28 protein-coding genes are annotated in these 25,330 nt (G+C 70.0%); 19 read left to right on the forward strand and 9 right to left on the reverse strand.

The features are described 5' to 3' along the window. Positions 1–2: 2 nt before the first annotated feature. Together ABVN73_RS04060 and ABVN73_RS04065 are read right to left on the reverse strand one after the other, a co-directional pair. Entirely contained in the window at positions 3–491 is a 489-nt protein-coding gene (locus tag ABVN73_RS04060; RefSeq protein ID WP_353859042.1) for a YbaN family protein, read from the reverse strand. Positions 492–509: 18 nt separating this feature from the next. Next, positions 510–935: a YqaA family protein gene (locus tag ABVN73_RS04065; RefSeq protein ID WP_353859043.1), complete on the reverse strand. Its 426-nt coding sequence runs from the start codon at positions 933–935 to the stop codon at positions 510–512. A gap of 223 nt (positions 936–1,158) precedes the next feature. Between ABVN73_RS04065 and ABVN73_RS04070 the strand changes: the two genes are divergently transcribed. Next, complete coding sequence (locus ABVN73_RS04070) at positions 1,159–3,483, forward strand: ATP-binding protein (RefSeq protein WP_353859044.1); 2,325 nt, start codon at positions 1,159–1,161, stop codon at positions 3,481–3,483. Between the two features lie 30 nt (positions 3,484–3,513). On the opposite strand, the gene pyk is transcribed toward ABVN73_RS04070, so the two are convergent. Continuing rightward, positions 3,514–4,956, reverse strand: coding sequence for a pyruvate kinase (pyk, locus tag ABVN73_RS04075; protein WP_353859045.1), 1,443 nt, complete (start codon positions 4,954–4,956; stop codon positions 3,514–3,516). A 321-nt stretch (positions 4,957–5,277) separates the two neighbouring features. Here pyk and rpsM point away from each other — a divergent pair, with 321 nt between their 5' ends. The 5 genes from rpsM to ABVN73_RS04100 all read left to right on the forward strand — a co-directional run bounded on the left by rpsM (position 5,278) and on the right by ABVN73_RS04100 (position 8,594). Next, positions 5,278–5,646 carry a 30S ribosomal protein S13 gene (rpsM, locus tag ABVN73_RS04080; protein ID WP_353859046.1) on the forward strand — a complete coding sequence of 123 codons (369 nt, stop codon included), beginning with the start codon at positions 5,278–5,280 and terminating at the stop codon, positions 5,644–5,646. 15 nt (positions 5,647–5,661) lie between these two features. Beyond that, positions 5,662–6,060: a 30S ribosomal protein S11 gene (rpsK, locus tag ABVN73_RS04085; RefSeq protein ID WP_012974490.1), complete on the forward strand. Its 399-nt coding sequence runs from the start codon at positions 5,662–5,664 to the stop codon at positions 6,058–6,060. A 132-nt stretch (positions 6,061–6,192) separates the two neighbouring features. Continuing rightward, the gene (locus ABVN73_RS04090) at positions 6,193–7,212 is read left to right on the forward strand and encodes a DNA-directed RNA polymerase subunit alpha (protein WP_094304322.1); all 1,020 of its coding nucleotides are present in this window, start codon (positions 6,193–6,195) and stop codon (positions 7,210–7,212) included. Positions 7,213–7,431: 219 nt separating this feature from the next. Next, on the forward strand, positions 7,432–7,854 hold the full coding sequence (gene rplQ / locus ABVN73_RS04095) for a 50S ribosomal protein L17 (protein WP_094304321.1): 423 nt from the start codon (positions 7,432–7,434) through the stop codon (positions 7,852–7,854). Between the two features lie 161 nt (positions 7,855–8,015). Continuing rightward, positions 8,016–8,594 (forward strand): YqaA family protein, encoded by a 579-nt coding sequence (locus ABVN73_RS04100; RefSeq protein ID WP_353859047.1) that lies wholly within the window; start codon positions 8,016–8,018, stop codon positions 8,592–8,594. A gap of 48 nt (positions 8,595–8,642) precedes the next feature. Here ABVN73_RS04100 and ABVN73_RS04105 read toward each other — a convergent pair whose 3' ends face one another. Beyond that, entirely contained in the window at positions 8,643–8,906 is a 264-nt protein-coding gene (locus ABVN73_RS04105; protein ID WP_014240058.1) for a hypothetical protein, read from the reverse strand. 124 nt (positions 8,907–9,030) lie between these two features. On the opposite strand from ABVN73_RS04105, the gene ABVN73_RS04110 reads away from it, so the two are divergent. Then, positions 9,031–9,423 carry a hypothetical protein gene (locus tag ABVN73_RS04110; protein WP_353859048.1) on the forward strand — a complete coding sequence of 131 codons (393 nt, stop codon included), beginning with the start codon at positions 9,031–9,033 and terminating at the stop codon, positions 9,421–9,423. Between the two features lie 28 nt (positions 9,424–9,451). After that, positions 9,452–10,789 (forward strand): replication-associated recombination protein A, encoded by a 1,338-nt coding sequence (locus tag ABVN73_RS04115; RefSeq protein ID WP_353859049.1) that lies wholly within the window; start codon positions 9,452–9,454, stop codon positions 10,787–10,789. 7 nt (positions 10,790–10,796) lie between these two features. Here ABVN73_RS04115 and ABVN73_RS04120 read toward each other — a convergent pair whose 3' ends face one another. Beyond that, positions 10,797–11,273 carry a hypothetical protein gene (locus tag ABVN73_RS04120; RefSeq protein WP_353859050.1) on the reverse strand — a complete coding sequence of 159 codons (477 nt, stop codon included), beginning with the start codon at positions 11,271–11,273 and terminating at the stop codon, positions 10,797–10,799. Between the two features lie 84 nt (positions 11,274–11,357). Between ABVN73_RS04120 and ABVN73_RS04125 the strand changes: the two genes are divergently transcribed. From ABVN73_RS04125 to ABVN73_RS04135, 3 genes are all read left to right on the forward strand, one after another. Next, positions 11,358–12,269, forward strand: coding sequence for a hypothetical protein (locus ABVN73_RS04125; RefSeq protein ID WP_353859051.1), 912 nt, complete (start codon positions 11,358–11,360; stop codon positions 12,267–12,269). A gap of 68 nt (positions 12,270–12,337) precedes the next feature. After that, complete coding sequence (gene crcB / locus ABVN73_RS04130; protein ID WP_038528485.1) at positions 12,338–12,739, forward strand: fluoride efflux transporter CrcB; 402 nt, start codon at positions 12,338–12,340, stop codon at positions 12,737–12,739. Then, a complete protein-coding gene (locus ABVN73_RS04135) occupies positions 12,739–13,758 on the forward strand; it encodes an RluA family pseudouridine synthase (RefSeq protein ID WP_353859052.1) in 1,020 nt (339 codons plus the stop codon). The genes crcB and ABVN73_RS04135 overlap by 1 nt, the downstream gene beginning before the upstream one ends. 10 nt (positions 13,759–13,768) lie before the next feature. Here the strand turns inward: ABVN73_RS04135 and ABVN73_RS04140 are convergent, their stop codons facing one another. Then, on the reverse strand, positions 13,769–14,458 hold the full coding sequence (locus tag ABVN73_RS04140; protein ID WP_353859053.1) for a GntR family transcriptional regulator: 690 nt from the start codon (positions 14,456–14,458) through the stop codon (positions 13,769–13,771). Between the two features lie 83 nt (positions 14,459–14,541). On the opposite strand from ABVN73_RS04140, the gene ABVN73_RS04145 reads away from it, so the two are divergent. The 4 genes from ABVN73_RS04145 to ABVN73_RS04160 all read left to right on the forward strand — a co-directional run bounded on the left by ABVN73_RS04145 (position 14,542) and on the right by ABVN73_RS04160 (position 17,777). Continuing rightward, positions 14,542–15,789, forward strand: a complete 1,248-nt coding sequence (locus tag ABVN73_RS04145) for a benzoate/H(+) symporter BenE family transporter (protein WP_353859054.1) — start codon at positions 14,542–14,544, stop codon at positions 15,787–15,789. Between the two features lie 57 nt (positions 15,790–15,846). Beyond that, positions 15,847–16,542 carry an HAD-IA family hydrolase gene (locus tag ABVN73_RS04150; protein ID WP_353859055.1) on the forward strand — a complete coding sequence of 232 codons (696 nt, stop codon included), beginning with the start codon at positions 15,847–15,849 and terminating at the stop codon, positions 16,540–16,542. Between the two features lie 21 nt (positions 16,543–16,563). Next, positions 16,564–17,262, forward strand: coding sequence for an ATP12 family protein (locus ABVN73_RS04155; RefSeq protein WP_353859056.1), 699 nt, complete (start codon positions 16,564–16,566; stop codon positions 17,260–17,262). Positions 17,263–17,363: 101 nt separating this feature from the next. Beyond that, the gene (locus ABVN73_RS04160; RefSeq protein ID WP_353859057.1) at positions 17,364–17,777 is read left to right on the forward strand and encodes a hypothetical protein; all 414 of its coding nucleotides are present in this window, start codon (positions 17,364–17,366) and stop codon (positions 17,775–17,777) included. Between the two features lie 84 nt (positions 17,778–17,861). On the opposite strand, the gene ABVN73_RS04165 is transcribed toward ABVN73_RS04160, so the two are convergent. From ABVN73_RS04165 to ABVN73_RS04175, 3 genes are all read right to left on the reverse strand, one after another. Beyond that, the gene (locus ABVN73_RS04165) at positions 17,862–18,488 is read right to left on the reverse strand and encodes a PRC-barrel domain-containing protein (protein ID WP_353859058.1); all 627 of its coding nucleotides are present in this window, start codon (positions 18,486–18,488) and stop codon (positions 17,862–17,864) included. A gap of 160 nt (positions 18,489–18,648) precedes the next feature. Further along, complete coding sequence (locus tag ABVN73_RS04170) at positions 18,649–19,554, reverse strand: folate-binding protein (protein WP_353859059.1); 906 nt, start codon at positions 19,552–19,554, stop codon at positions 18,649–18,651. A 157-nt stretch (positions 19,555–19,711) separates the two neighbouring features. Continuing rightward, on the reverse strand, positions 19,712–20,119 hold the full coding sequence (locus ABVN73_RS04175; protein WP_353859060.1) for a GreA/GreB family elongation factor: 408 nt from the start codon (positions 20,117–20,119) through the stop codon (positions 19,712–19,714). Positions 20,120–20,449: 330 nt separating this feature from the next. On the opposite strand from ABVN73_RS04175, the gene ABVN73_RS04180 reads away from it, so the two are divergent. From ABVN73_RS04180 to ABVN73_RS04195, 4 genes are all read left to right on the forward strand, one after another. Further along, positions 20,450–21,997 carry an ABC transporter ATP-binding protein gene (locus ABVN73_RS04180; RefSeq protein ID WP_353859061.1) on the forward strand — a complete coding sequence of 516 codons (1,548 nt, stop codon included), beginning with the start codon at positions 20,450–20,452 and terminating at the stop codon, positions 21,995–21,997. A gap of 129 nt (positions 21,998–22,126) precedes the next feature. Next, complete coding sequence (locus tag ABVN73_RS04185; RefSeq protein WP_353859062.1) at positions 22,127–23,218, forward strand: ABC transporter permease; 1,092 nt, start codon at positions 22,127–22,129, stop codon at positions 23,216–23,218. Beyond that, entirely contained in the window at positions 23,215–24,147 is a 933-nt protein-coding gene (locus ABVN73_RS04190; protein WP_353859063.1) for an ABC transporter permease, read from the forward strand. Before ABVN73_RS04185 ends, ABVN73_RS04190 begins: the two co-directional genes overlap by 4 nt. Positions 24,148–24,241: 94 nt before the next feature. Continuing rightward, entirely contained in the window at positions 24,242–25,318 is a 1,077-nt protein-coding gene (locus tag ABVN73_RS04195; RefSeq protein WP_353859457.1) for a BMP family ABC transporter substrate-binding protein, read from the forward strand. Positions 25,319–25,330 lie beyond the last annotated feature (12 nt).

Genomic DNA, 25,330 nt, shown 5'->3' on the forward strand with positions numbered 1-25,330 from the left:
GCTCAAGCTTCGTTTCGCAATGCGGAAACGTTTCCGTCTTCCGCGGCCGCGGCGTCGGGGGCCGCGTCCGTCGGCCAGGACCGGGACGGAGAGGGGCGGGTGACGATGTAGACGGCCACCGCGGCCATGCAGGCGCCGGCCAGGACGGGGACCAGCGGGCGGCTGGCGGTCAGCGCCACGATCGCCCAGCTCACGCCCATGCCGACCAGCGCCGCCGCCTTGGCCTTGCGGGGGATCGCCCCCTCGGCCTGCCAATCGCGCAGCAGCGGGCCGAAGCGCGGGTCGCGGTACAGCCGGTCGCGGAGCGCCGGGCTGCTCTTGGCGAAGGCCCCGGCGGCCAGCAGCAGGAACGGGGTGGTCGGCAGGAGCGGCAGCACGGTGCCGGCGATGCCCAGCCCGACCGCGGCGTAGCCCAGCGCCAGCCACAGCCGGCGCCGCAGGGGCGAGGCGCAGACGGAGGCGTCCTCCGGAGGGGCGGTCTGGTCATCCATAGGCTGAATGTAGGACGCTCACACGGCCAGGACCAGCACCGCGTAGCGGGCGGCCTTGCCGGCCGTGACGAGCAGCAGGAACAAGCGGATGTCCACCCGCAGGATGCCGGCCACCAGCGTGAGCGGGTCGCCGATCACGGGCATCCAGGCGAGCAGCAGCGACCACACCCCGAACCGCTGGTACCAGCCGGTGGCCCGCGCGACCATCGTGGCCGGAACCGGGAACCAGCGGCGGTCCTGGAAATGCATCAGGTAGCGGCCGAGCGCCCAGTTGACCACCGACCCCAGCACATTGCCCACCGTGGCGAAGAGCAGCAGCGCCAGATGGTCGTAGTTGCCGGAGGCGTGCATGCCGACCAGCAGGATTTCCGATTGCGCCGGGAAGATGGTCGCGGCGAGGAACGCGGTCAGGAACAGCCCGCCATAGGCGGCGATCTCGGGCATGCGGCGGTCGGTCCTTCCAGGCCAAGGGATGGCGGAGGCTAGAACATGGGTGCGCATACAGGGATGCGGGAGGCGCCATGGTGCAGGTGCGGTGATCTGGTGTAGATTCATTTTGTATGAATTCGCAGCGGATGGACTCGGGACGCCCGAACCGTCTCGCGCGGTGGGCGTCGTCTTGAGGACTTGCAGGGCCGTCTTGGGGAATGAATGGGAGTGTTCGCGGATGGCCGCTGCCGGCCTTGCCCGCTTTGATGGCAACGGGCGCCTGATCTGGGCCAACGCCGTGTTCCGGGCGTCGCTGGGCGGTTGTCCGGGGGACAGCCTCGACGCCCTTCTGGCGGCGCTTCCGCTGCGTGAGGACGCCGCCGCGGCGGCGGACCGGTTGCGCGCCGGGGAGACGGTGGCGCTTGCGGTGCCGCCGGACGGGCGGCGCGGACTCCTGATTCCGGCGGAGGGCGAGGGCGGCGAACTGGTGGTGACCTACACCGGCGATGCCGGCGCCCCGCAGAAGGAAACCGGCTTCATCGGCCTGGAGGATCTGCTCGGCGAGCGGGCCGGCGAGGCGGAGCGGGCGATCATGCAGGCCATCGCCGTTCCCCTGGTGGTGACCCGGCTGTCCGACGGTCTGGTCATGGCGGTCAACCAGCCCGCCGGCCAGCTGTTCGGGGTGCCGCTCGACGATGTGGTGGGGCGCAGCTTCGCCAAAGACTATTACACCGATCCGGCGGAGCGGGCGCGGCTGCTCGCCGCCCTGCGCGACGGAGCCGGCGGCGTGGACGGCTTCGAGACCCGGCTGTGCCGGCCCGACGGCAGCGATCTCTGGGCGATGGTCTCCGCGCGGCGGTTCCGCTTCCGGGGCGAGGACGCCATGCTCGCCTGCATCAGCGACATCTCCGCCCGCAAGCGGACCGAACAGGCGCTCGAAGCCCAGTGGGACCAGACCAGGGCGGTCCTGAACGGGCTGGGGCAGGGGGTGATGGCCTTCGACCGGGGGCTCCGCCTCGTCGCCTGGAACGGCCGGGCCGGGGAGCTTCTGGGGCTGGAGCCGGAGTTCCTGACTTATCACACGTCCTACGGCGCCATCGCTGGGCGGGTCGGGGAGGGGCTGGCCTTCGGGCCGGGGGACATGTGTTCCGACGCCTCGTCCGACGGCGGCCCGCCCGCGGCCCCGGGGGCGCCGCTGCCCGCCCGGCCGACCCCGGACGAGCGGTCCTGGGAATGCACCCGTTCCGACGGTCAGGTGCTGGAATGCCTGATCCGGCCCCTGCCCGACGGCGGCTTCGTCGTCACCTACACCGACGTGACCGAGCGGCGGAACGCCGAGCGGGAGGTCATCGCCAGCCGGGAGCTGTTCGAGCTGGCGATCCGGGCGGCGCGCGAGGGTATTTGGCAATGGGACGTCCGCACGGGGGAGCTGTGGCTGTCGCCCTACTGGTGGGGAATGCTCGGCTACGGCGAGGACGAGATGGTCAACACCGCCGCCCGCTGGGCCGAGCTGATCCTGCCCGAGGATCGCGCGCTGTCGGCCCAGATGGCCCGCGATATGATCAACGGCGCGATGGGTGAATGCCAGTTCATCCTGCGCTTCCGCCACAAGCGCGGCACCGTGGTCCATATGTTGAGCCGCGCCATCCGCGTTCTTGGTCCGGACGGCGAGCTGTTCCGCATCGTCGGTTCGCACACCGACGTGTCGGACCGCGTCCATGCGGAGGAGCGCGCCCACGCCGCGCGGGAGGACGCCGAACGCGCGCTCCGTGACCTGAAGGAAGCGCAGGCCCATCTGATCCAGTCCGAGAAGATGGCGGCGCTCGGTTCCCTGGTGGCGGGGGTGGCGCACGAGATCAACACGCCCATCGGCATCGCGCTGACCGGCGCTTCTCTGGTGGCGGAGCGCACCCGCGTCATCCGGCGGGATTTCGAGGCGGGAACGCTGCGCCGGCCCGATTTCGCCGACTTCCTCGAGACGGCGGGGGAAGCGGCGCAGCTGATGCTGCTGAACATCGATCGCGCCGCCCAGCTGATCCAGAGCTTCAAGCAGATCGCCGTGGATCAGGCGAGCGAGGAGCGCCGCGTCTTCGACCTGCGCGACTACATCGACGAGGTTCTGCGCAGCCTGGGCGTCCGCATCAAGCGGGCGGCCCACAGTGTGGAGGTGGACTGCCCGGCGGACCTGCTGATCGACGGCTATCCGGGAGCGCTCAGCCAGGTTCTGACCAATCTGGTGATGAACTCGATCATCCACGGCTACGCGCCGGGGCAGCACGGCGTGCTGCGCGTCACCGCGCGCGCGGTGGGCGCCAACGAGGTGGAACTGGTCTACGCCGACGACGGGCGGGGCATCCCGCCCGAGCTGCACGGCAAGGTGTTCGAGCCCTTCTTCACCACCAGCCGCGGCACGGGGGGCAGCGGGCTGGGGCTGAACATCGTCTACAACATCGCCACCCGCAAGCTGAAGGGCCGCATCGCGCTGGACAGCGCGCCGGGCCGCGGCACGACCTTCACCCTGCGCTTCCCCCGCGTCGCGCCGGCGGAGCGTCCCCCGGCCTGACGGCGTTGCGCCGCCTCGTTGGGCGACCCTCTACTGGGCGTCCACCCAGGCGATGCGCAGGATGTTGGTGTTGCCGGGGGTGCCGAAGGGCACGCCGGCGGTGATGACCAGCCGCTGCCCCTCCACCGCCAGCCCGTCCTCGTAGGCGCAGCGGGCGGCCTTCTGGACCATCTCGTTGAAGTCGGCGACGTCGGCGGAATGCACGCTGTGCACCCCGTAGGCGAGCTGGAGGCGCCGCGCCGTCTCCAGGCTGGAGGTCAGGCACATGATCGGCACCTCCGGCCGCTCGCGGGCGGCGCGCAGGGTGGTGGAGCCGCTGGTGGTGTAGGTGACGATGGCCGCGGCCTGGATGGTGTGGGCGACCTGCCGCGCCGCCGCGGTCACGGCGTCGGTCGAGGTCTGCTGCGGGTCGGGATGCTGGGCGTCGGTGATGGTGCGGTAGAGCGGGTCCTGCTCGACCCTGCGGGCGATGCGGTCCATCATCGAGACGGCCTCGATGGGGTAGGTGCCGGCCGCGGTCTCCGCCGACAGCATCACCGCGTCCGCCCCGTCATAGACCGCGGTGGCGACGTCCGACGCCTCGGCGCGGGTCGGGGCGGGGGAGCCGATCATCGACTCGAGCATCTGGGTGGCGACGATCACCGGCTTGCCGGCCTTGCGCGATTCGCGGATGATCCGCTTCTGGATGGTCGGCACGTCCTCCGCCGGCATCTCCACGCCGAGGTCGCCGCGGGCGACCATGACTCCGTCCGACAGTTCGACGATGCGCTCCAGATGCTGGATGGCCTGCGGCTTTTCCATCTTCGACAGCAGGGCGGCGCGCCCGGCAACCAGCTTGCGCGCCTCGGCCACGTCCTCCGGCCGTTGCACGAAGGACAGGGCCACCCAGTCCACCCCCTGGTCGAGCGCGAAGGCCAGATCCTCGTGATCCTTCGGCGTCAGCGGCGTCAGCGGCAGGACGACGCCCGGCACGTTCACGCCCTTGCGGTCGGACAGCCGGCTGCCGGAGAGCACGACGCAGTCGGCGTGGTCCGGGCTGCAATCGAGGACGCGCAGGCGGACCTTCCCGTCGTCCACCAGCAGCTCCGCCTCCGGCTCCAGCGCGGCGAAGATCTCCGGGTGGGGCAGGCCGACGCGGGTCGCGTCGCCCGGCTCGGTGGAAAGGTCGAGGCGGATGCGGTGTCCCGGCTCGACGGTGACGGGGCCGCCGGCGAAGGTGCCCAGACGCAGCTTCGGCCCCTGCAGGTCGGCCATCACCGCGATGGGATGGTCGAGTTCCGCCTCCAGCGCGCGCAGCGTGGCGAGGCGCTGGCCGTGGTCCTCGTGGGTGCCGTGGCTGAAGTTCAGGCGGAAGACGTCCACGCCCGCCTCGAACAGCGCGCGGATCATCTCCGGTGTCGCGGTGGCCGGCCCCAGCGTGGCGACGATCTTGGTCAGGCGGAAGCGCCGGAAGGGGATGCCTTTGCGGGTCATGGGTCTGCCTTCTGAGGTGTGCCGTTCGGGGCGGGCCTGCCCATCTCAAGTTCTGCCGTCCGGCTTGTCAACCGCGGGCATCCTCCCCACAATGGTCGGGCACCGGGAAAAGCACGGTAACGCCGCAGAACGGCCTTGACAGATTTCCGGCTTTTTCTATAGTCGCACCCTCCCGCGGCCCACCGGGCCTGGCGGGAGACATTGTGCGTCCCGTATCCGCGTTTTGCCGTCCGGCCTTCGGGTCCCGGCGTCCGGATCGGGGATCAATCGGTGTGTAGGCGGCCCATGAGGGCTGCCGTTGAGATATCGAGGAGAGCAGGCGTGGCGCGTATCGCTGGCGTCAACATCCCCGCGCAGAAGCGCGTGGAGATCGCGTTGACCTACATTCATGGCATCGGCCCCTTCAAGGCCAAGGAAATCTGCGCGAAGCTGGAAATCCCGGCGGAGCGTCGTGTGAACCAGCTCACGGACGACGAGATCCTCAAGATCCGCGAGACCATCGACGCCGACTACCGCGTCGAGGGCGACCTGCGCCGTTCGGTCGCCATGAACATCAAGCGTCTGATGGACATGGCCTGCTACCGCGGCCTGCGTCACCGCAAGGGCCTGCCGGTCCGCGGCCAGCGCACCCACACGAACGCCCGCACCCGCAAGGGTCCGGCCAAGCCGATCGCCGGCAAGAAGAAGTAAGAGGACGCACGGACCATGGCCAAGCCCTCCGCCGCTTCGCAGCGCCTTCGCCGTCGCGAGCGCAAGAACATCACCGCCGGCGTCGCCCATGTGAACGCCTCCTTCAACAACACGATGATCACCATCACCGACGCGCAGGGCAACACCATCGCCTGGTCGTCGTCGGGCACGATGGGCTTCAAGGGCTCGCGCAAGTCGACCCCCTACGCCGCCCAGGTCGCCGCCGAGGACGCGGGCCGCAAGGCCCAGGAGCACGGCATGAAGACCCTCGAGGTCGAGGTGAAGGGTCCGGGTTCGGGTCGTGAGTCGGCGCTGCGCGCCCTGCAGTCGATCGGCTTCCAGATCACCTCGATCCGCGACGTCACGCCGATCCCGCACAACGGCGTCCGTCCGCCGAAGAAGCGTCGCGTCTAAGAAGCATCGCTACTCCGCACACCGCGGGGACCCGCCGTTCCGGGACAGGCGCCGCAGCCATCGCGGCGCCATCGGATGGGAACGGCCGGTCCCCGCGGACGTGTGTCCACCCCGATGGCATGAGGAAATACCGTGGCTCTTCAGAAGAACTGGCAGGAACTGATCAAGCCGAACAAGCTGGACATCCAGCCCGGTGACGACGCCGACCGCGTGGCGACCGTCGTGGCCGAGCCGCTGGAGCGCGGCTTCGGTCTGACGCTCGGCAACGCGCTGCGCCGCGTGCTGCTCTCCTCGCTGCAGGGTGCGGCCGTCACGGCGATCCACATCGACGGCGTGCTGCACGAGTTCTCGTCGATCCCCGGCGTGCGCGAGGACGTGACCGACATCGTCCTCAACATCAAGTCGATGGGTCTGCGCATGGGCGGCGACGGCCCGAAGCGCATGCGTCTGCGCGCCGAAGGCCCCGGCGAGGTGAAGGCCGGCATGATCGAGACCGGCGCGGACATCCAGGTGATGGACCCGGACCTCGTGATCTGCACGCTGGACAACGGCGCCCGCCTGAACATGGAACTGACGGTCGAGACCGGCAAGGGCTACGTCCCGGCCAGCCAGAACCGTCCGGAAGACGCCCCGATCGGCCTGATCCCGGTCGACGCGCTGTTCTCGCCGGTGCGCAAGATCTCCTACAAGGTCGACAACGCCCGCGTCGGGCAGGTCACCGACTATGACCGCCTGTCGATGGTCGTCGAGACCAACGGCGCCGTGAAGCCGGACGACGCGGTGGCGCTCGCCGCCCGCATCCTCCAGGACCAGCTGCAGCTGTTCATCAACTTCGAGGAGCCGACCCACGCGGTCGCCGAGGAGAAGCACGAGGAGGTTCCGTTCAACAAGAACCTGCTCCGCAAGGTGGACGAGCTGGAACTGTCGGTCCGTTCGGCCAACTGCCTCAAGAACGACAACATCGTCTACATCGGCGATCTGGTGCAGAAGACCGAGGCGGAGATGCTCCGCACCCCGAACTTCGGCCGCAAGTCGCTGAACGAGATCAAGGAAGTGCTGGCCCAGATGGGTCTGCACCTCGGTATGGAAATCCCGAACTGGCCGCCCGAGAACATCGAAGAGCTGGCCAAGCGTCTGGAAGAGCCGTACTAAGTCTCGCAGGTTCCATTGCCCCCTCCCTGACCCTCCCCCGCCTTTGGCGAGGGAGGGGACAAGCTCCCTCTCCCGCGTGAGCGGGGGGGGCGGGGAGGGGGCAGCATGTTTCCCAGGGCCACCAACCGGCCCGCCCCGCGCCGTACCAGCTCGAACGACTGGGCGGTCGGGTTCACCACCGGCTCCCCGAGGGGGGCCACGCCATGAAGGAGGACCGTCATGCGTCACGGCGTTTCCGGACGTAAGTTCAGCAAGACCACCAGCCACCGCAAGGCCATGTTCTCGAACATGGCGAACGCCCTGATCAAGCACGAGCAGATCAAGACGACCCTGCCGAAGGCCAAGGATCTGCGCCCGATCGTCGAGCGCCTGATCACGCTCGGCAAGAAGGGTGGCCTCGCCAACCGCCGTCTCGCCTTCGCGCAGCTGCGCGACGACGCGATGGTGACCAAGCTGTTCACCGTCCTGGCCGACCGCTACAAGGACCGCCAGGGTGGCTACAGCCGCGTCCTGAAGGCCGGCTTCCGCTACGGCGATGCCGCCGCCATGGGCGTGATCGAGCTGGTCGACCGCGACGTCGCCGCCAAGGGCCAGGATTCGGGCCCGGTGGAGATCAAGGACGAGGTCGAGGCCGAGGGCTGAGCCCCCGGTTGAGCGATCGTGAAATCTTGTCGCCGCCGTTGCCCACCGGGTTTCGGACGACGATATAGGTGACCGACCGGCCCTCCCTTCGGGTTCATCCCCGGAGGGAGGGTTTCCGGTTTTCGGGTTCCGTCACTTCGGGAGGGCGCCGCGCGCGCGGTATGCTGAAACCTCTCTACAACCGGATTCTCAAGCTCTCCGCCCGCAAGGACGCCGTCTGGTGGATGTCCGCCGTCTCCTTCGCGGAAAGCTCCTTCTTTCCTCTGCCGCCCGACATCATGCTGGTGCCGATGTGTCTGGCGGAGCCCAAGAAGCTCTGGCGCTACACCAACATCTGCGCGTTGGCCTCGCTGATCGGCGGGCTGTTCGGCTACGCGGTCGGGTTCTACCTGTTCGAGAGCGTCGGACGGCTGATCATCGACTTCTACAACGCGCAGGAGTCGTTCCAGCGCTTCCAGGACATGTTCGCCGAGTTCGGCCCCTGGTTCCTGATCCTCAAGGGCATCACGCCCATACCCTACAAACTGCTGACGATCACCGCGGGATTCGCGCACCTCGACCTGACGGTGTTCATCCTGTGCTCGATCGTCGCCCGATTCTCGCGATTCTACATGATCGCGATCCTGCTGCATTTCTACGGGCCGCAGGTGCGCGACATCATCGAGAAGCGGCTGATGCTGGTGACGACCGTTCTGCTGGTCATCATCATCGGCGGATTGCTCAGCTTCAAGTTCGTGTGAGCGGCGCGGGGCTTGCCCCGCGCGTCACCCGCATTCATCCGGCGACAATCAGTCCGGCATCCCGCGGTCCTGGCGGTTGCGCTCCGACGGGGGCAGGGCGTTGCGCTCGCGGCGGTCGCGCATGACCATCACGCCGATGGCCAGCGCCATACCGATGCCGGCCAGCAGGGGCAGGACGACCTCGCCGGCGCTGACGGTGGGCATGGCGAGCATGCGCACGACGAGCAGCAGCAGGCCGCCGATCAGCAACGCCACGAAAACGGTGGTCGAGGTCCGGCGGCGCGGCGACGGGCCGGGATTGTTGGGACTCATTTGAGGCATTCCCTTATCGCTTGCGTTCCCGGCATAGTGGGCGCCGAGCCCGCGGCATGGTCCATGCGGGGGACCATCCGCCAACGTCCGGGGTCACGCAAGAACAATGGGAGTCAAAGCCGAGATGTTCCGTCCGAAACTCATTCTGGGGCCGGTGCTGGCCCTCGCTCTGGTTGCGCTCGCCGCCTGCGCGGACGCGCCGGGGCGTTCGTCCGGCGCCGCCGTGGGCGGTGCTCCGGCGGCCTCCACCACGGCGCCCACCACGGCTCCGGCAGCCTCGCGCCCGGCCCGGGGGGTGGAAGACCCGTCGCTCCGCCTCGACGGCGGCGTCGGCAGCGACGATTCCTGCCGGGCCCAGTGCGAGCGCAGCAACAACTCCTGCATGGATTCGGTGGCCGCGCGCGCGCAGAGCGGGCTCGACCGGCCGGACCGCGGCGGCATCTTCTCGCCGACCGACAACTGCCAGCATTCGCTGCGCATGTGCTACCAGCGCTGCGGCGCGCCCACCAACCAGTGACCGGTCCGGTGCGATCGGTGGATCGACGATGAGCAAACGCGGCGACTCCGGAGCGACCGGCGGCCTGTTCGAGGCGGGCGCGCCCCGCCCGCTGGCCGACCGGCTGCGCCCGCGCAGCCTGGGCGAGGTCGTGGGGCAGGAGCATCTGCTGAAGCCCGACGGCCCGCTGGGCCGCATGGTCGCCGCGCGCCGGCTGGCCTCCATGATCCTGTGGGGGCCGCCCGGCTGCGGCAAGACGACCATCGCGCGGCTGTTGGCCCTGTCCACCGACCTGCATTTCGAGCCGCTGTCGGCGGTCTTCTCCGGCGTGGCCGACCTGCGCAAGGTGTTCGACGCCGCCCGGGCGCGACGTGCGGCCGGGCAGGGCACGCTGCTGTTCATCGACGAGATCCACCGCTTCAACCGCTCCCAGCAGGACGGCTTCCTGCCCTATGTGGAGGACGGCACGGTCACGCTGGTCGGCGCCACCACCGAGAATCCGTCCTTCGAGCTGAATGCGGCGCTTCTGTCGCGCGCCCAGGTCTTCGTGCTGAACCGGCTGGACGACGCGGCGCTGGAAAAGCTGCTGTCGCGGGCCGAGGCGGAGATGGGGCGCCCCCTGCCGCTGACGCCGGACGCCCGGTCGGCGCTGAAGGCGATGGCCGACGGCGACGGGCGCTTCTGCCTCAATCTCTGCGAGGAGCTGTTCGCCCTGCCGGTGCCGGAGGACGGCGCGCGTCTCGACAACAACGCGCTCGCCACCGCCATCCAGCGCCGCGCCCCGCTCTACGACAAGGCGCAGGAGGGGCACTACAACCTCATCAGCGCGCTGCACAAGTCGCTGCGCGGGTCGGACACCGACGCGGCGCTCTACTGGTACGCCCGCATGCTGGAGGGCGGGGAGGACCCGCGCTACATCGCCCGGCGGCTGACCCGCTTCGCGGTGGAGGACATCGGCATGGCCGATCCCAACGCGCTGGCGCAGGCCACCGCCGCCTGGGAGGCCTATGAGCGGCTGGGCAGCCCGGAGGGGGAACTCGCCATCGCCCAGCTGGTGATCTATCTGGGGACGGCGCCGAAGTCGAACGCCGGCTACACCGCCTACAAGAGCGCGGTGCGCGCCGCCAAGGAAACCGGCAGCCTGATGCCGCCCAAGCACATCCTGAACGCCCCGACCAAGCTGATGAAGCAGATCGGCTACGGCAAGGGCTACGAGTACGACCACGACACGGCGGACGGCTTCTCCGGCCAGAACTACTTCCCGGAGGGCATGGCGCGGCGCGCCTTCTACCAGCCGGTCGAGCGCGGATTCGAGCGCGAGATCAAGAAGCGCCAGGACTACTGGGCGCGCCTGCGCGACCGCAAGGCCGCGGACGGGGAGGAATAGACGCCTTTCACGGTTTCGGATAAGCGACCCCGAGGATCCACCGCGGGGCCTCGGGCGGGCCGGCCCGTTCGAACACGTAGGTCACGGTCGCGCTGGTGAAGGGGGCGGCCAGGGTGCAGCGTCCCTTGTCGTCCGCGGCCTCGCAGAGCAGGGCGGGGACCTGGACGCTCAGCGTCTTGCCGAACTGGGTGCCGCCAAGCTCCTCGCCGCACAGGAGTTCGCCCGGATAGCCGGTCACCGCGGTCCATGCCGCCTCCCAGGCCCGGCGGTCGGCGAACATCGGCGTGCCGACGCTCGGCCTGGCCTCGGGCGGCGGCCCCGCACCCGGAATGTGTCGCGCGAGACGGCCGCCCTCAGCCATGTTGCGTTCGGGATCGGCGGAAAGCCGGACGCTTGGGATGTCCAGGCAGGAAGCGCTCCACGCCGGGGCGGCGAACAAGAGCAAGCCGGCGATGAGCGGTCCGGCGATCGTGAGGTTGGGCATGAAAGTGCTCCGGTGCAATGATCCTGCGCTGACTGTCGGACGTTCCGTTTTCAGCATCGTGAAATTGGAGGGGGGCGATCGGGAATGACGACGGGCGCCGCGGTGCCGGACTTGGGGCGCTTCATCGCCATCGACTGGTCGGGCGCGGCGGGCAAGCGCTACGCCGGCGTCGCCGTGGCCGAATGCGGCGCCGAAGGGCCGCCCCGGATCGTCGCGCCCACGCAGCGGCAATGGTCGCGCAGCGCCGTGTTCGACTGGCTGCTGGACGGGCTGGAGCGCGGGCCGGCGCTGGTCGGGATCGACTGCGCCTTCTCGCTGCCCTTCGAGGTGGCCGGCCGCTATTTCCCCGACCCCGACGCGGCGACGGCCTTCGACCTCTGGGACCGCGTGGAGGCGGTGGCCGGGACGGAGCCGGACTTCGCCGGAGGCGGCTTCGCGGTGCATCCCGACTATGGCGCCGATTTCTGGCGCGCCGGGACGCAGCCGGACTGGTACCGCGACCCGCACCGGCTGACCGAGCGGGTGTGCCGCGCCGACGGCTGCGGCAGCCCGCAGAGCCCCTACAAGCTGATCGGCGCCAAGCAGGTGGGGAAGGGCGGGCTGGCCGGAATGCGCATGCTGCGCGCGCTGAAGCGGGCGGCGCCGGACCGGGTGGCGGTCTGGCCCTTCGACGCGCCGGGGCCGGGGCGCACCGTATTCTGCGAGATCTACCCGCGCCTGTTCCTCATCCGCGCCGGCTTCGGCCTGCGCAAGATCCGCGACGGGGCTGGGGTCGATGCCGCGCTGGCCGCCCTCGGCGCGCCGCCCGCCGGCCTGTCCGGGACGCTGACCGACCACGACGCGGACGCGCTGGTCTCCGCGGCGGGGCTGCGCTGGCTGGCCGGGCGGCCGGCGGTGTGGAACCCGCCGGCCATGGACGCGCGGGCGCGGCGGCAGGAGGGCTGGATCTTCGGGGTCGGCGACGGGAATGAGGGGCTTCCTGCGCCCGGTGCGTGACAAGCCGCCGCAATTCTGGCTCTAATCCGCGCGGGATGCCCGCCGTCCCGTCCGCTCCCGGAGGTCCCGTGATCGCATCACCGTCCACGCTCGCCGCGGTTGCCGTCGGTGGGGCCGTCGGCTCCATGGCGCGCTATCTGCTGATGACGGCGGTCGGCCAATGGCTGGGCACGCAGTTTCCCTACGGGACGCTGATCGTGAACGCCGTGGGCTGCTTCACCATGGGCGCGCTGGCGGAGCTGGCCGCGCTGGTGTGGTCGCCCTCGCCGGAGCTGCGGGCGCTGCTGATGGTCGGGGTGCTGGGGGGATTCACCACCTTCTCCTCCTTCACGCTCGACGTCGGTCTGCTGGTGGAGCGGAACGCCCTGCCGGCGGCGGCGGGTTACATCCTGGCCTCGATGGTGCTGACCATCGCGGGTTTCTTTGCCGGCCTCGCGGTCGTGCGTTCTCTTGTTTCGGTGCCCGTTTGATGAGTGAGAACAAAACCCCCAGCGTGGAAACCCGGACCGTGACGTCCGACGAGGCCGACGTCCGCCTCGACCGCTGGTTCAAGCGCCATTTCCCCGACGTGGGCCACGGCTATCTGCAGAAGCTGCTGCGCACCGGCCAGATCCGCGTGGACGGCAAGCGGGCGGAGACCTCGACCCGGCTCGCCGCCGGCCAGTCCATCCGCATCCCACCGCTGGCCGAGTGGGCCAAGCCGGAGGGCGCCGCCCCGGCCCCCGCGCCGAAGAAGCCCGCCATGTCGGACAAGGACATCGCTGCGCTCCAGGCGATGGTCCTCTTCAAGGACGGCGACGTCATCGCGCTGAACAAGCCGGCGGGTCTGGCCGTGCAGGGCGGCACCAACACCACCAAGCATCTCGACGCCATGCTCGACGCCCTGCGCTTCGACGCGAAGGAGCGGCCCAAGCTGGTCCACCGGCTGGACAAGGACACCTCGGGCGTCCTGCTGCTGGCGCGCAACACCTTCGCGGCGTCCAAGCTGACGGAGCAGTTCCGCGGCCGCGACGTGCGCAAGATCTACTGGGCCGCCACGGTCGGCGTGCCGAAGCCTTACCAGGGCAAGATCGACCTTGCGCTGGCCAAGGAAGGCGGGCCGCAGGGCGAGCGGGTGGCCGGCGACGAGGACGACGGCAAGCGCGCCGTCACCTACTACACCGTGCTGGAAAACCTGGGCAAGCAGGCGGCCTTCGTCGCCATGTGGCCGCGCACCGGCCGCACCCACCAGCTCCGCGTCCACATGAACGCCATCGGCACGCCGATCCTGGGCGACGGCAAGTACGCCGGGCAGGGAGCCTATCTGCCGGGGGCCGAGGTCCAGAAGAAGCTGCACCTGCACGCCCGCCGCCTGATCCTGCCGCACCCGCGCGGCGGCAACCGGATGATCGACGTGACGGCGCCGCTGCCGGACCACATGCTGACGACCTGGAAATATCTGGGCTTCAGCGCCAGCCTGAAGGGTGATCCGTTCGAGGGGGTCGAGTAAGGCGGGGGCCTCACCCCGCCTCGCGCCCCTCCAGAAACGCCGTGAGCTGCTCCGCCGCCTGCCCGACATGCTCGGTGACCAAGCGGCAGGCCGTGTCCGCGTCCCCCGTCCGGCAGGCTGCCAGCAGCGCGCGGTGCTCGTCCTGCGACCGCGGCAAGTAGCCCAGCGCCGCGAACTGGAAGCGCAGGTAGCGGTCGGCGGCCAACAGGTGCTGCTCCGCCAGCGCCAGCAGCCGCGGCCGCCCGGCCCGCGCGTAGAGCGTCATGTGGAAGCGCCGGTTCAGCTCCCCCATGCGGCCGGGATCGGCCTCCCCATCCATCTCCACGATCAGCTCCTCCGCCTGGTCGAGGTCCGCCGCCGTCAGGCCGGGCAGCGACAGGCGCAGCGCCATCGGCTCCAGCGCCATGCGGATCGCCCCGATGTCGGCGTTGTCCGCCGCCGAAATGTCCGCGACGACGGCGCCGCGGTGCGGGTGGAACTCGGCCAGCGCCCGCGCCTCCAACTGGCGCAGAGCCTCGCGCACCGGCATGCGGCTGACCCCGAAGGTTTCCGCCAGCTCCTCCTGCCGCAACGGCGTGCCCGGCGCGATGACTCCGCTGAGGATCGCCTCGCGCAGCGTCGCCTCCACGAACTCCGTGGTGGTGCGGTGGCGCGGCTGCGCCTGCGCCACGAGGCGCGACAGCCCGTCGTTGACCGCCATGCGTGATCTCCCCTTGCCAGGATATTGGATCCAATCTATCACCATACCCATCGTTCCGCACCCCTGACGGAGGGTCCAGCGCCATGTCCTCTTCCGACACCGTCCCGGCGACGGACCATTCGACGGGGCTTTCCCTGCGCGCCGTGGGTGCGGGCCTGCTGGCGGCCCTGGTCGGCTACGCCAGTTCGGTGGCGGTGGTCATCCATGGCCTGACCGCGGTGGGCGCCGGCACGGAGCAGGTGGTGTCGGGCCTCGTCCTTGTGGGATTCGCCATGGGGCTGACGGCGATGGGGCTCAGCCTGCACCGGCGCAAGCCGATCAGCATCGCCTGGACGACGCCGGGCATGGCCCTGCTCGCCGCCACCGGGGCGGTGGAGGGCGGGTTCCCCGCCGCGGTGGGCGCCTTCGTGGTGACCGGGGGGTTGATCGTCGTGGCCGGGCTGTGGGCACCGCTCGGCCGCTGGATCGCCGCGATCCCCAAGCCCCTGGCCAACGGCATGCTGGCGGGCATCCTGCTGAAGCTGTGCCTCGCTCCCTTCCTGGCGGTGTCGCAGGCACCGGGAATGGCGCTGCTGGTGCTGGCGACCTGGGCGCTGGTGGGGCGGGTGGCCCGGCTCTACGCCGTGCCCGCCGCGGTGGCGGTGGCGCTGGGGGCGATGGCGCTCGACTCGTCCGGCGGTTTGGCCGGCGGCTTGGGCGGCGGTTTGGGCGGTGGCGCGGCGCTGTCCGGCGCGCTGTGGCCGGGCGTGACCTTCGTCCAGCCGGTCTTCACCTGGGAGGCGATGGTCGGCATCGCGCTGCCGCTGTTCGTCGTCACCATGGCGTCGCAGAACATCCCCGGCCTTGCGGTTCTCGCGACCTACAACTACGCGCCGCCGACCCGTCCGATCTTCCTGGCGACGGGGGCGGCGTCCGCCCTGACGGCGCTGGGCGGCGCGCCGACCGTCAACCTCGCGGCGATCACCGCGGCGCTCTGCGCCAGCCCGGATGCCGACCCGAACCCGGCGCGGCGCTGGCAGGCCGCCTTCGTCAGCGGCGTCGGCTACATCCTGTTCGCCGGGCTGGCCGGGGTGACGGCGGTGATGGTCACCCGCTCCCCGCCGATCCTGATCGAGGCGGTGGCCGGGCTGGCCCTCGTGGGGGCCTTCGGCGCTGCCCTGATGGGTGCCGTGCAGGTGGAGGCGAACCGGACGGCGGCCCTGGTCACCATGCTGGTCACCGCCTCCGGCCTGTCCTTCGCCGGGGTGGGCTCGGCCTTTTGGGGGCTGCTGCTGGGCGGGGCGGTCCATCTGCTCCATTGGCGCCCTTCGGTGGCGCAGCCGGCAAAGTGAGTTGCGCTTTGGCAGCGCGGCCCGCATAAGTCCGGTACGACCCGCGTCCCGGAGGCGATGCCCGTGAGCAGCTCAGAGAATGCCCGTCCGCTGCGGCTGGCCCTGTTCGATTGCGACGGCACGCTGGTGGACAGCCAGTTCGCCATCATCGACGCCATGACCAGCGCCTGGGCCGCCCATGGCCTGGGCGAGCCGGACCCGCTGGAGGTCCGCCGCATGGTCGGGCTGCCGCTGGTGCAGGCGGTGTCGCAACTGCTGCCCAACCTGGACACCGACCGCCATGTGGCCGTCGCGGAAAGCTACAAGGACGCCTTCGCGGCGCTGCGCCACCGCGGCGACCTGCACGAGCCGCTGTTCCCCGGCCTGCGCGACACGCTGGACGCGCTGGAGGCGGAAGGCGTGCTGCTTGGCGTGGCGACCGGCAAGTCGCGGCGGGGCTTGGACGCCGTGCTGGCCCATCACGGGCTGACGGACCGCTTCGTCACGCTCCAGACCAGCGACATCGGCCCCGGCAAGCCGCACCCCGACATGGTCCACCGCGCCCTGGCCGAAACCGGGGTGGAGGCGGCGCGGACGGTTGTGATCGGCGACACCACCTACGACATTCAGATGGCCCGCAACGCGCGGGTCGCGTCGGTCGGCGTCTCCTGGGGCTATCACGCGGCGGCCGAGCTGGAGGCCGCCGGGGCCGACCGCATCGTCCATCGCGGGCGCGAGGTGGCCGGCGCCGTGCTGGACCTGTTGCATCGTTAAGAGAGATTTCGAAGGACCCTGATGAAGCGCTTCTACAAGACCGCCTCCGTCGACGAGGCCGCCGGCGGCGGCTTCGAGGTGCGCCTGGACAACCGCCCGATCCGCAGCCCGGCCAAGGCGCCGCTCGTCTTCGCGAGCTGGCCGCTGGCCCAGGCGGTCGCCGCCGAATGGGACGCGCAGCCCGAGGACATCGCCCCGGACAGCATGCCGCTCATGCAGCTCGCCAGCACGGCGGTGGACCTGATCGGCAAGGGCCGGGCCGCCATCGTGGACGGCGTGGCCGCCTACGCGGAGACGGATCTCCTCTGCTACCGCGCGGAGCATCCCAAGGCGCTGGTGGAGCGGCAGGCGCAGCGGTGGCAGCCGCTGCTCGACTGGGCGACGCTTCGCTACGACGCGCCGCTGCACGTCAACGCCGGGCTGATGCCCAAGCCGCAGCCGCCCGAGGCGCTGCGCGCCCTGCGCAACGCGGTGGAGGCCTACGACGACTGGACGCTGTCGGCGCTCCAGACCGCCACCGGCTCCTGCGGCTCGTTGATCGTCGCGCTGGCGCTGGTCGAAGGGCGGATCGACGCCGACGAGGCGTTCGAGGTGTCGCAGCTCGACGAGACCTTCCAGATCGAAGCCTGGGGCGAGGATCCGGAGGCGACGAAGCGCCGCGCGGCCCTGCGCGTGGACATCGCCGCCTGCCGCCGCTTCGTCGATCTGCTGCGGGCCTGATCATCCGTCGGGTGGGGACGGAATAAAGCGCCGCGGCGGGCGTCCTGTCAGTGAGGGCCGGGCCCGATCGCCCGCCCCGTCACGACAGGGAGGTTCCGTCCATGCACCGCTTCACCCGTTCCACCGCCGCCGCGGCGATCGCGCTGGCGCTCGGCCTCGCGGCGCCGTCCGTTTTCGCGCCCTCCGCCTTCGCGCAGGGCGCCATGCCCGCCAAGACCGGCCAGTCGGCCGGCGGCCCCGTGCTGACCGACAGCAAAGGCATGACGCTCTACGTCTTCGACCGCGATTCCGGCGGCAAGTCCGCCTGCAACGGGCAGTGCGCCACCAACTGGCCGCCGCTGATGGCCCCGGCGGGCGCCAAGCCGATGGGCGACTATACGGTCGTCACCCGCGACGACGGCACCATGCAGTGGGCCTACAAGGGCAAGCCGCTCTACGGCTGGGCGAAGGACGGCAAGCCGGGCGACACCACCGGTGACGGGGTGAACAACGTCTGGCACGTCGCCCGCCCGTAAGCGCGACGCCGAACAGGGAAAAGCCCCCGCGGCGCTGGGCCGCGGGGGCTTTTCGTGACGATGACGTCGGCCTTTGGCCGGCTGTTACTGGCCGGTGCCCGACGGAGCGGCCGGCGGGGTGCCGGTGGCGCCGCCCGGGGCGGTCATGGTGCCGGAGGTGCCGGTGGAGGAGCGGCTCGCCGCGCCGTTCACCGTGTCGCCGGCCTTGTCCTTGTTGCGGTTCAGCGAGGTGGTGGTGTCGGAATATTCGAACTCCGGCATCTCCTTCACCTGGTCACGGGTCATGCCCGAGAGCTGCACGCGCTCCTGCTGGGCGTCCCAGTTGGCGTTGCCGATGTCCACGGCGATCTGCTTCTCGCCGATGCCGAGGAAGCCGCCCGAGGAGATCACGAGCTGGCGGGCCTGGCCGTTGCTGTCGAGGATCACGTCCTCGACCTCGCCGACCTTCTCGTTGTCGGACCCGTAGACGTTCTTGCCCATCATGTTCTCGGCGCTGGCCATCTGGCCGCCGGTCAGGCCAGAGGCGCTGCCAGTCGCGGCGCTGCCGGTCGCGGCGCTGCCCGGGGCGCTGCCGCTCTTGTTCATCTCGGTCGCGGTCGCGGTCGGGGCGCCGGTGGCGGGGCTGCCGGTGGTCGGCGACGTGGTCTGCGCCATCGCCGTGCCGGTCATCAGCGCCAGGACGGACGCAGCCGCGATGATTTCCCTACGCATAACTCACTCCTCTCCGTGTTTCGGCGTTTCTGTCGAGTGCCTTGGTTTGTCTCGGTAAGGCAGTTCAACAACAGGGCCTCGGCGGGAATGGTCACGCGGAAAATCGAAAAAATCTTTCGGCTAGTCCGTGCAAGTTTCGGGAATAAAAGTCACGAAGAACTCAAAAGCTTGCCCAGACTGGCTTTGCCGGCGTGACTGTGGCCTCTCCGGCTGTCAGGACCAATCCGTCTTGCCCCGCACGGGTGAGGTCTTCCAGCCTCAACAACGCCAGGGCGGAGGAGCCATGGCCGCTGCGGATCTCGCCGACCTCCTTGCCCTCCAGCGTCACCGGCGTGCCGGGGGCGGGCAGGGGACCGTCCAGCGTCACCGGGAACAGCTTCTTCTTGATCAGGGCGCGGTACTTGGTGCGGGCGGTCAGCTCCTGCCCCATGTAGCAGCCCTTGTCCCAGGAGATGGCGTTGAGGTCGTCCAGATCGTTCTCCAGGGGAAGCGCCTTGTCCGGCGTGAGGTCGCGGCTGCCCTCCGGAACGCCGAGCGACAGGCGCAGCCGGTCGTAATCCTCCGCGCCGCGCGGCGCGAAGCCCGCCGCCTCCAGCGCCGCAGCGGCGCCGTCGCGCGGCAGGAAGGCGCGGGCACCCAGAGCCGGCAGGCGCGGGTCGGTGAAGGCGACGCCGCCCGCGAAAGCAACCGCCGCCCCGGCGTCCTCCGGCAGGCCCAGCCGGGCGAGCGCGTCGCCGCCGAACAGGGCGACGGCCAGCAGGGAGCCGGCCCGGTCCTCCAGGGTGATCCTGGAGCGCAGCTTGTACATCTTCAGGCGGCGCAGGAATTCCTCCCGCCGCTCCGTCTCGGGATCGAGCAGCAGGGCGCCGTCCGACTCGGCGATGCGGAAGTCGTGCAGGAACTTGCCCTGGGGGGTCAGGAACAGGGCGTAGACGGCGCGGTCCGGTGCGACGCGGCGCACGTCGTTGGACACCAAGCCTTGCAGGAAGGCCGCCCGGTCCTCGCCCGCGACCGCGATCACGCCCCGGTCTTCCAGGATCGCGTAGCCCGCCCGTTCCGCCGTCATGCCCTTGCTCCGAATGTCCCGTTCAAGTCCCCGATAGTTGGGCGAAGGGGGCAGGGGAGGCAAGGGTGGCGAGGGCCGGGCTCTTGCATGGCGCGTCCGCCTTTTCCGCGGACGCGCCACGGTGCAAGCCGTGGTCGATGGACCTTCCGTTGGGCCGTCAGGCGACCGGAGGTTCGATCCGCAGGACCTGCACCGACTTGGTGCGGCCGTCGAGCGTGCCGTAGGTGATCAACTGCCCTTCGGACAGGCCGAGCAGGGCGGCGCCCACCGGGGTCAGGATCGAGATGCCGTCCTGGCGCCGGGCCGCTTCGTCCGGTGTGATGAGTGTGGCGGTGTGCCGCGTGCCCCGGTCGTCCGCGAAGGTGACCCGGCTGCCGAGCCGGACGAAGGGCGTACCGGCGCCATCGGAGGAATCCGCGACATCGGCGCGGTCGACCTCGCGCTGGAGGAAGTCGATGACGCCGGCGGGCTGGCTGAGGTGAGCGAGAAGGACGTCGAGGCGCCCAAGGTCATGGGGGGTGATTCGGATCGGCGGCGGATCGCCGAGCATCGACTTGCGGTTCATTCCAAAAGCTCCATAAGCAAAGGCCGCCGGAAATGGCGGCCCTTTCTATAGCTGAGGACGACGGCGGCCTCTTGTCAACCGTGCGGCGGCGTGGCATCTGTCCGTGTGCGAAGCAACTGCTGATTTGTTGGGTCATCTGCCGCTTTGTTGGGCTGCCCGGACGCCTGGAACGGGGCAGCGGAACGGGGCGAATGACCGCAGGCTGGGCAACCGCTTCCCCTGTTGACGGCGAACAGCCTTGACGGGCAAGACTCTCCGAAAGTGGCATGGCTTTGGCAATGCCCTGCCGACTTCACCCCTACCCGGTCCGTCTCCTTGGATTCCCCATCCGTGTCATCCCCTCCGCACCGGCTTGAACTGCGCGGCATCACCAAGCGCTTTCCAGGCTGTCTGGCGAACGATCAGGTCGATCTCGTCCTCCGGCCCGGCGAGATCCACGCGCTGCTGGGCGAGAACGGCGCCGGCAAGTCGACGCTGGTGAAGATCATCTACGGCGTGCTGCACGCCGACGCCGGCCGGATCCTGTGGAACGGGCAGGACACCCGCATCCCCGACCCGGCGGGGGCCCGGCGGCTGGGCATCGGCATGGTGTTCCAGCACTTCTCCCTGTTCGACACGCTGACGGTCGCCGAGAACATCTCGCTCGGCCTCGACCAGCCCGGCCCGATGGACGCGCTGTCGGCGCGCATCGCCGAGGTGTCGGAGCGCTACGGCCTGTCGCTGGACCCGCGCCGCCACGTCCACAACCTGTCGGTCGGCGAGCGGCAGCGGGTGGAGATCGTGCGTTGCCTGCTCCAGGACCCCAAGCTGCTGATCATGGACGAGCCGACCTCGGTCCTGACGCCGCAGGAGGCGACCCGGCTGTTCGAGACGCTGCGCCGTCTGGCGGCGGAGGGCTGCACGATCCTCTACATCAGCCACAAGCTGGAGGAGATCCGCGCGCTCTGCGACACCGCCACCGTGCTGCGCGGCGGGCGCGTCGTGGGGAGCTGCGACCCGCGCAGGGAAACCGCGCGCAGCCTCGCCGAGATGATGATCGGGACCGAGCTGTCCACCCCGGAGCGGCTGCCTCAGGGCGAGGCCGGGGCGCCGAAGCTGCAGGTGCGTCACCTCTCCACCACCTCCGACAACCCCTTCGCCACCAACCTGAAGGACGTGTCCTTCGAGGTGCGGGCCGGCGAGATCCTGGGCATCGCGGGTGTCGCCGGCAACGGCCAGGCGGAGCTGATGGCCGCGCTGAGCGGCGAGGCGCTGGTCCCCGACCCGGCGTCGGTCGCCATTGAGGGGCGGCCTGCCGGCCATCTCGGCCCGCGCGAGCGGCGCCTGCTCGGCCTCGCCTTCGTGCCGGAGGAGCGGCTGGGCCGCGGCGCCGTGCCGGAGCTGAGCCTGTCGGAGAACGCGCTGCTCTCCGGCTACGCCCGCGAGCCGCTGGTGCGCAGCGGGCTGGTGCATTTCGGGCGCGCCCGCTCCTACGCCGAGCGGATCATCGGCGCCTTCAACGTGGTCACCCACGGCCACCGGGCGGAGGCGCGGTCGCTGTCGGGTGGCAATCTCCAGAAATTCATCATCGGCCGCGAAATCCTGCAGAAGCCGCGCCTGCTCGTGGTCGGCCAGCCGACCTGGGGCGTGGACGCGGGTGCGGCGGCGGCGATCCACCGGGCGCTGATCGACCTCGCGCGGTCGGGCGCGGCCGTCCTGGTGATCAGCCAGGACCTGGACGAGCTGTTCGTGCTGAGCGACCGCATCGCCGTGCTGTTCCATGGCCATTTGTCGGAAAGCCGCCCGACCCACCACACCAGCGTGGAGGAGATCGGCCTGCTGATGGGCGGCCTGTTCAACCACCCGCCCGACGAGGATGAGGTGGACCGTGCGGTGTGAGGATGTGATGACGCTTGCGAGCCCCCTCCCTAACCCTCCCCCGCTGGCGCGGGAGAGGGGATTTCACCGCCACGGCACCTGCTCCCTCTCCCGCCAACGGCGGGGGAGGGTTGGGGAGGGGGCCGGGGCATGACCCTCCTCCGTCTCGAACCCCGCGGCGAGGCGTCGCGCGCGATGGTCTACGCCACGCCGCTGCTGGCGGTCGCGCTCACGCTCGCCAGCGGCTTCCTGCTGTTCTGGGCCATGGGCTTCGACCCGGTGAAGGCGCTGCACGCCTTCTTCATCGCGCCGCTGATGTCGGTGCGCGGCCTTGGTGAACTGGCGGTCAAGGCGACCCCGCTGGTGCTTTGCGCCATCGGTCTCGCCATCGGCTTCCGCGCCAACGTCTGGAACATCGGGGCCGAGGGGCAGCTCACGCTCGGCGCCATCACCGGCGGCGGTCTGGCGCTCGCCTTCTACGGCGAGGGCGGCTGGTGGCTGCTGCCGCTGATGATCGTCGCGGGCATGGCCGGCGGCGCGCTGTGGGCGGCGATCCCCGCCTTCCTGCGCGTGCGCTTCAACGCCAGCGAGATCCTGACCAGCCTGATGCTGAACTACGTGGCGCTGCATCTGCTGAACTACCTGATGCACGGCCCCTACCGCGATCCGGACGGCTTCGCCTTCCCGGAATCTCGCCTGTTCGAGGCCGACGCGGTGCTGCCGCTGCTGGTCGCCGGGACGCGCGTCCATCTGGGGTCGCTGTTCGCCCTGCTGGCGGTGGCGGCGGGCTGGTTCCTGATGGCGCGCACCTTCATCGGCTTCCAGATCAAGGTCATCGGCCTGACCCCGACGGCGGCGGGCTATGCCGGCTTCAACCAGAAGAAGATCATCTGGCTGACGCTGCTGCTGTCCGGCGCGCTGGCCGGTCTGGCCGGACTGGGAGAGGTCGCCGGACCGATCGGCCAGATGAACCCGACCATTTCCCCCGGCTACGGCTACACCGCCATCATCGTCGCCTTCCTGGGGCGGCTGCACCCGGTGGGCATCCTGTTGGCCGGTTTCCTGATGGCGCTGTCCTTCATCGGCGGCGAGGCGGCGCAGATCGCGCTCGGCCTGCCCAAGGCCATCACCGGCGTGTTCCAGGGCATGCTGCTGTTCTTCCTGCTGGCGACCGACGTGCTGATCCGATACCGCGTGCGCTTCGGCGCGAAGCGAGCCGTTGTGGGGAGGGCCGCGGCATGAGCGCGGAACTGGCCCTGGTCGGCCCGATCCTGGCGGCCATGCTGGCCGCCGCCACGCCGCTGCTCTTCGCCGCGCTGGGCGAGCTGGTGGTGGAGAAGTCCGGCGTCCTGAATCTGGGCGTCGAGGGCATGATGCTGGTCGGCGCCGTCTGCGGCTTCGCCGTAGCGGTGCAAACCGGCAGTTCCACCGCCGGGTTCGTCGCGGGGGCCGCGGCGGGGGCGGGGATGGCGGCGCTGTTCGGCGTGCTGACCCTGCTTCTGCTCGCCAACCAGGTCGCGACCGGCCTCGCGCTGACGCTGTTCGGCGTCGGCCTGTCGGCGCTGATCGGGCAGGGCTTCGTCGGCATTCCCATCGCCGACGTGCCGGAACTCTACATCCCCGGCCTGACCGACCTGCCGGTGATCGGCAAGGCGCTGTTCGGGCAGGACGCGCTGGTCTATCTGGCGCTGGCGGCGGTGCCGGCGGTTCACTGGTTCCTCTACGCCACGCGCAAGGGGCTGATCCTGCGCGCGGTCGGCGAGAACCACGCGGCGGCCCACGCGCTCGGCTACAAGGTCATCCGCATCCGCTTCCTCGCCGTTCTGTTCGGCGGCGCGATGAGCGGCATGGGCGGGGCCTTCCTGTCGCTCGACTACACGCCGATGTGGGCGGAGGGCATCTCCTCCGGGCGCGGCTGGATCGCCCTGGCGCTGGTGGTCTTCGCCACCTGGAAGCCGGGCCGCGTTCTGCTCGGCGCCTGGCTGTTCGGCGGGGTGACCATCGCGCAGCTCCACGTCCAGGGGCTGGGAATCGACATTCCGTCACAACTCTTGTCGATGCTGCCTTATCTGGCTACCGTCATCGTCCTGGTGGTGATTTCACGCGATGTCGCCCGAATCCGGCTGAACGCGCCGGCCAGCCTCGGGAAGGTCTTCCATCCCGATGCCTGATGGGCCGATGCCTGACGGGCTCCGGGATGTTTGCAAGTCTTACGTTCGTGCTCAATCAATTGGATCAGGGAGCAAACACGTGAACAGAAGGACCATGGGCAAGGCCCTGATGGGTCTGGCCACCGGCGCCGCCATGCTGGCGCTGGGCGTCGGCGCGGCCGATGCGCAGGAGAAGATGAAGGTCGGCTTCGTCTATGTCGGTCCGATCAGCGACCACGGCTACAGCTACCAGCACGACCAGGGCCGTCTGGCCGTTGAGAAGGAGCTGGGCGACAAGGTCACCACCACCTTCGTCGAGAACGTGCCCGAGGGCGCCGACGCCGAGCGCGTGATCGAGCAGCTGGCCTCCTCCGGCCACAAGCTGATCTTCACGACCTCCTTCGGCTTCATGAACCCGACGCTGAAGGTCGCGCAGCGCCACCCCGACGTGAAGTTCGAGCACGCCACCGGTTACAAGCGCTCGGCCAACGTCGCCACCTACTCCGCGCGCTTCTACGAGGCCCGCACGGTCATCGGCCAGATCGCCGGCCAGATGACCAAGTCGAACATCATCGGCTACATCGGCTCCTTCCCGATCCCCGAGGTGATCAGCGGCATCAACGCCTTCACCATCGCCATGCGCGAGGTGAACCCGAAGGCCGAGGTGCGCGTCGTCTGGGTGAACAGCTGGTACGATCCCGGCAAGGAAGCCGAGGCGGCCAAGGCCCTGATCGACCAGGGCGCCGACGTGATCTCCCTGCACACCGACAGCCCGGCGGCCATCCAGGTCGCGCAGGAGCGCGGCCTGTGGGTGTTCGGCCAGTCCTCCGACATGACCCGCTTCGGCCCGAAGGCGCACCTGACCGCCATCGTGGACGACTGGCGCGAGTATTACGTGAACCGCGTCAAGGCGGCGCTGGACGGCACCTGGAAGTCGCAGGACACCTGGGGCGGCTTCAAGGACCACATGCTGTTCCTGGCCCCTTACAACCCGGCGCTCCCGGCGGACGTCGTCGCGGCGGCCGAGAAGACCCGCACCGACATCATGGAAGGCAAGCGCCACTCCTTCCAGGGCCCGGTGAAGGATCAGTCCGGCAAGGTCGTGATCGCCGAGGGCAAGCAGGCCACCGACGAGCAGATCCTGAAGATGGACTGGTACGTCGAGGGCGTGCAGGGCAAGGTTCCGAAGTAAGCCGGAACCGGT

The organism is Azospirillum formosense (assembly GCF_040500525.1).
In the GTDB taxonomy this organism is placed as follows: domain Bacteria; phylum Pseudomonadota; class Alphaproteobacteria; order Azospirillales; family Azospirillaceae; genus Azospirillum; species Azospirillum formosense_A.

Coding starts and splice junctions, on each gene's coding strand:
- pyk (WP_353859045.1), bottom strand. CDS start 4,956: ATGACCCGCAAAGGCATCCCCTTCCGGCGCTTCCGCCTGACCAAGATC.
- ABVN73_RS04145 (WP_353859054.1), top strand. CDS start 14,542: ATGTCCTCTTCCGACACCGTCCCGGCGACGGACCATTCGACGGGGCTT.
- ABVN73_RS04160 (WP_353859057.1), top strand. CDS start 17,364: ATGCACCGCTTCACCCGTTCCACCGCCGCCGCGGCGATCGCGCTGGCG.
- ABVN73_RS04100 (WP_353859047.1), top strand. CDS start 8,016: ATGCTGAAACCTCTCTACAACCGGATTCTCAAGCTCTCCGCCCGCAAG.
- ABVN73_RS04170 (WP_353859059.1), bottom strand. CDS start 19,554: ATGACGGCGGAACGGGCGGGCTACGCGATCCTGGAAGACCGGGGCGTG.
- ABVN73_RS04185 (WP_353859062.1), top strand. CDS start 22,127: ATGACCCTCCTCCGTCTCGAACCCCGCGGCGAGGCGTCGCGCGCGATG.
- ABVN73_RS04125 (WP_353859051.1), top strand. CDS start 11,358: ATGACGACGGGCGCCGCGGTGCCGGACTTGGGGCGCTTCATCGCCATC.
- ABVN73_RS04105 (WP_014240058.1), bottom strand. CDS start 8,906: ATGAGTCCCAACAATCCCGGCCCGTCGCCGCGCCGCCGGACCTCGACC.
- ABVN73_RS04115 (WP_353859049.1), top strand. CDS start 9,452: ATGAGCAAACGCGGCGACTCCGGAGCGACCGGCGGCCTGTTCGAGGCG.
- ABVN73_RS04135 (WP_353859052.1), top strand. CDS start 12,739: ATGAGTGAGAACAAAACCCCCAGCGTGGAAACCCGGACCGTGACGTCC.
- ABVN73_RS04065 (WP_353859043.1), bottom strand. CDS start 935: ATGCCCGAGATCGCCGCCTATGGCGGGCTGTTCCTGACCGCGTTCCTC.
- ABVN73_RS04110 (WP_353859048.1), top strand. CDS start 9,031: ATGTTCCGTCCGAAACTCATTCTGGGGCCGGTGCTGGCCCTCGCTCTG.
- ABVN73_RS04155 (WP_353859056.1), top strand. CDS start 16,564: ATGAAGCGCTTCTACAAGACCGCCTCCGTCGACGAGGCCGCCGGCGGC.
- ABVN73_RS04175 (WP_353859060.1), bottom strand. CDS start 20,119: ATGAACCGCAAGTCGATGCTCGGCGATCCGCCGCCGATCCGAATCACC.
- ABVN73_RS04070 (WP_353859044.1), top strand. CDS start 1,159: ATGGCCGCTGCCGGCCTTGCCCGCTTTGATGGCAACGGGCGCCTGATC.
- rplQ (WP_094304321.1), top strand. CDS start 7,432: ATGCGTCACGGCGTTTCCGGACGTAAGTTCAGCAAGACCACCAGCCAC.
- ABVN73_RS04140 (WP_353859053.1), bottom strand. CDS start 14,458: ATGGCGGTCAACGACGGGCTGTCGCGCCTCGTGGCGCAGGCGCAGCCG.
- ABVN73_RS04190 (WP_353859063.1), top strand. CDS start 23,215: ATGAGCGCGGAACTGGCCCTGGTCGGCCCGATCCTGGCGGCCATGCTG.
- ABVN73_RS04165 (WP_353859058.1), bottom strand. CDS start 18,488: ATGCGTAGGGAAATCATCGCGGCTGCGTCCGTCCTGGCGCTGATGACC.
- ABVN73_RS04195 (WP_353859457.1), top strand. CDS start 24,242: ATGGGCAAGGCCCTGATGGGTCTGGCCACCGGCGCCGCCATGCTGGCG.
- ABVN73_RS04120 (WP_353859050.1), bottom strand. CDS start 11,273: ATGCCCAACCTCACGATCGCCGGACCGCTCATCGCCGGCTTGCTCTTG.
- ABVN73_RS04060 (WP_353859042.1), bottom strand. CDS start 491: ATGGATGACCAGACCGCCCCTCCGGAGGACGCCTCCGTCTGCGCCTCG.
- ABVN73_RS04150 (WP_353859055.1), top strand. CDS start 15,847: ATGCCCGTGAGCAGCTCAGAGAATGCCCGTCCGCTGCGGCTGGCCCTG.
- rpsK (WP_012974490.1), top strand. CDS start 5,662: ATGGCCAAGCCCTCCGCCGCTTCGCAGCGCCTTCGCCGTCGCGAGCGC.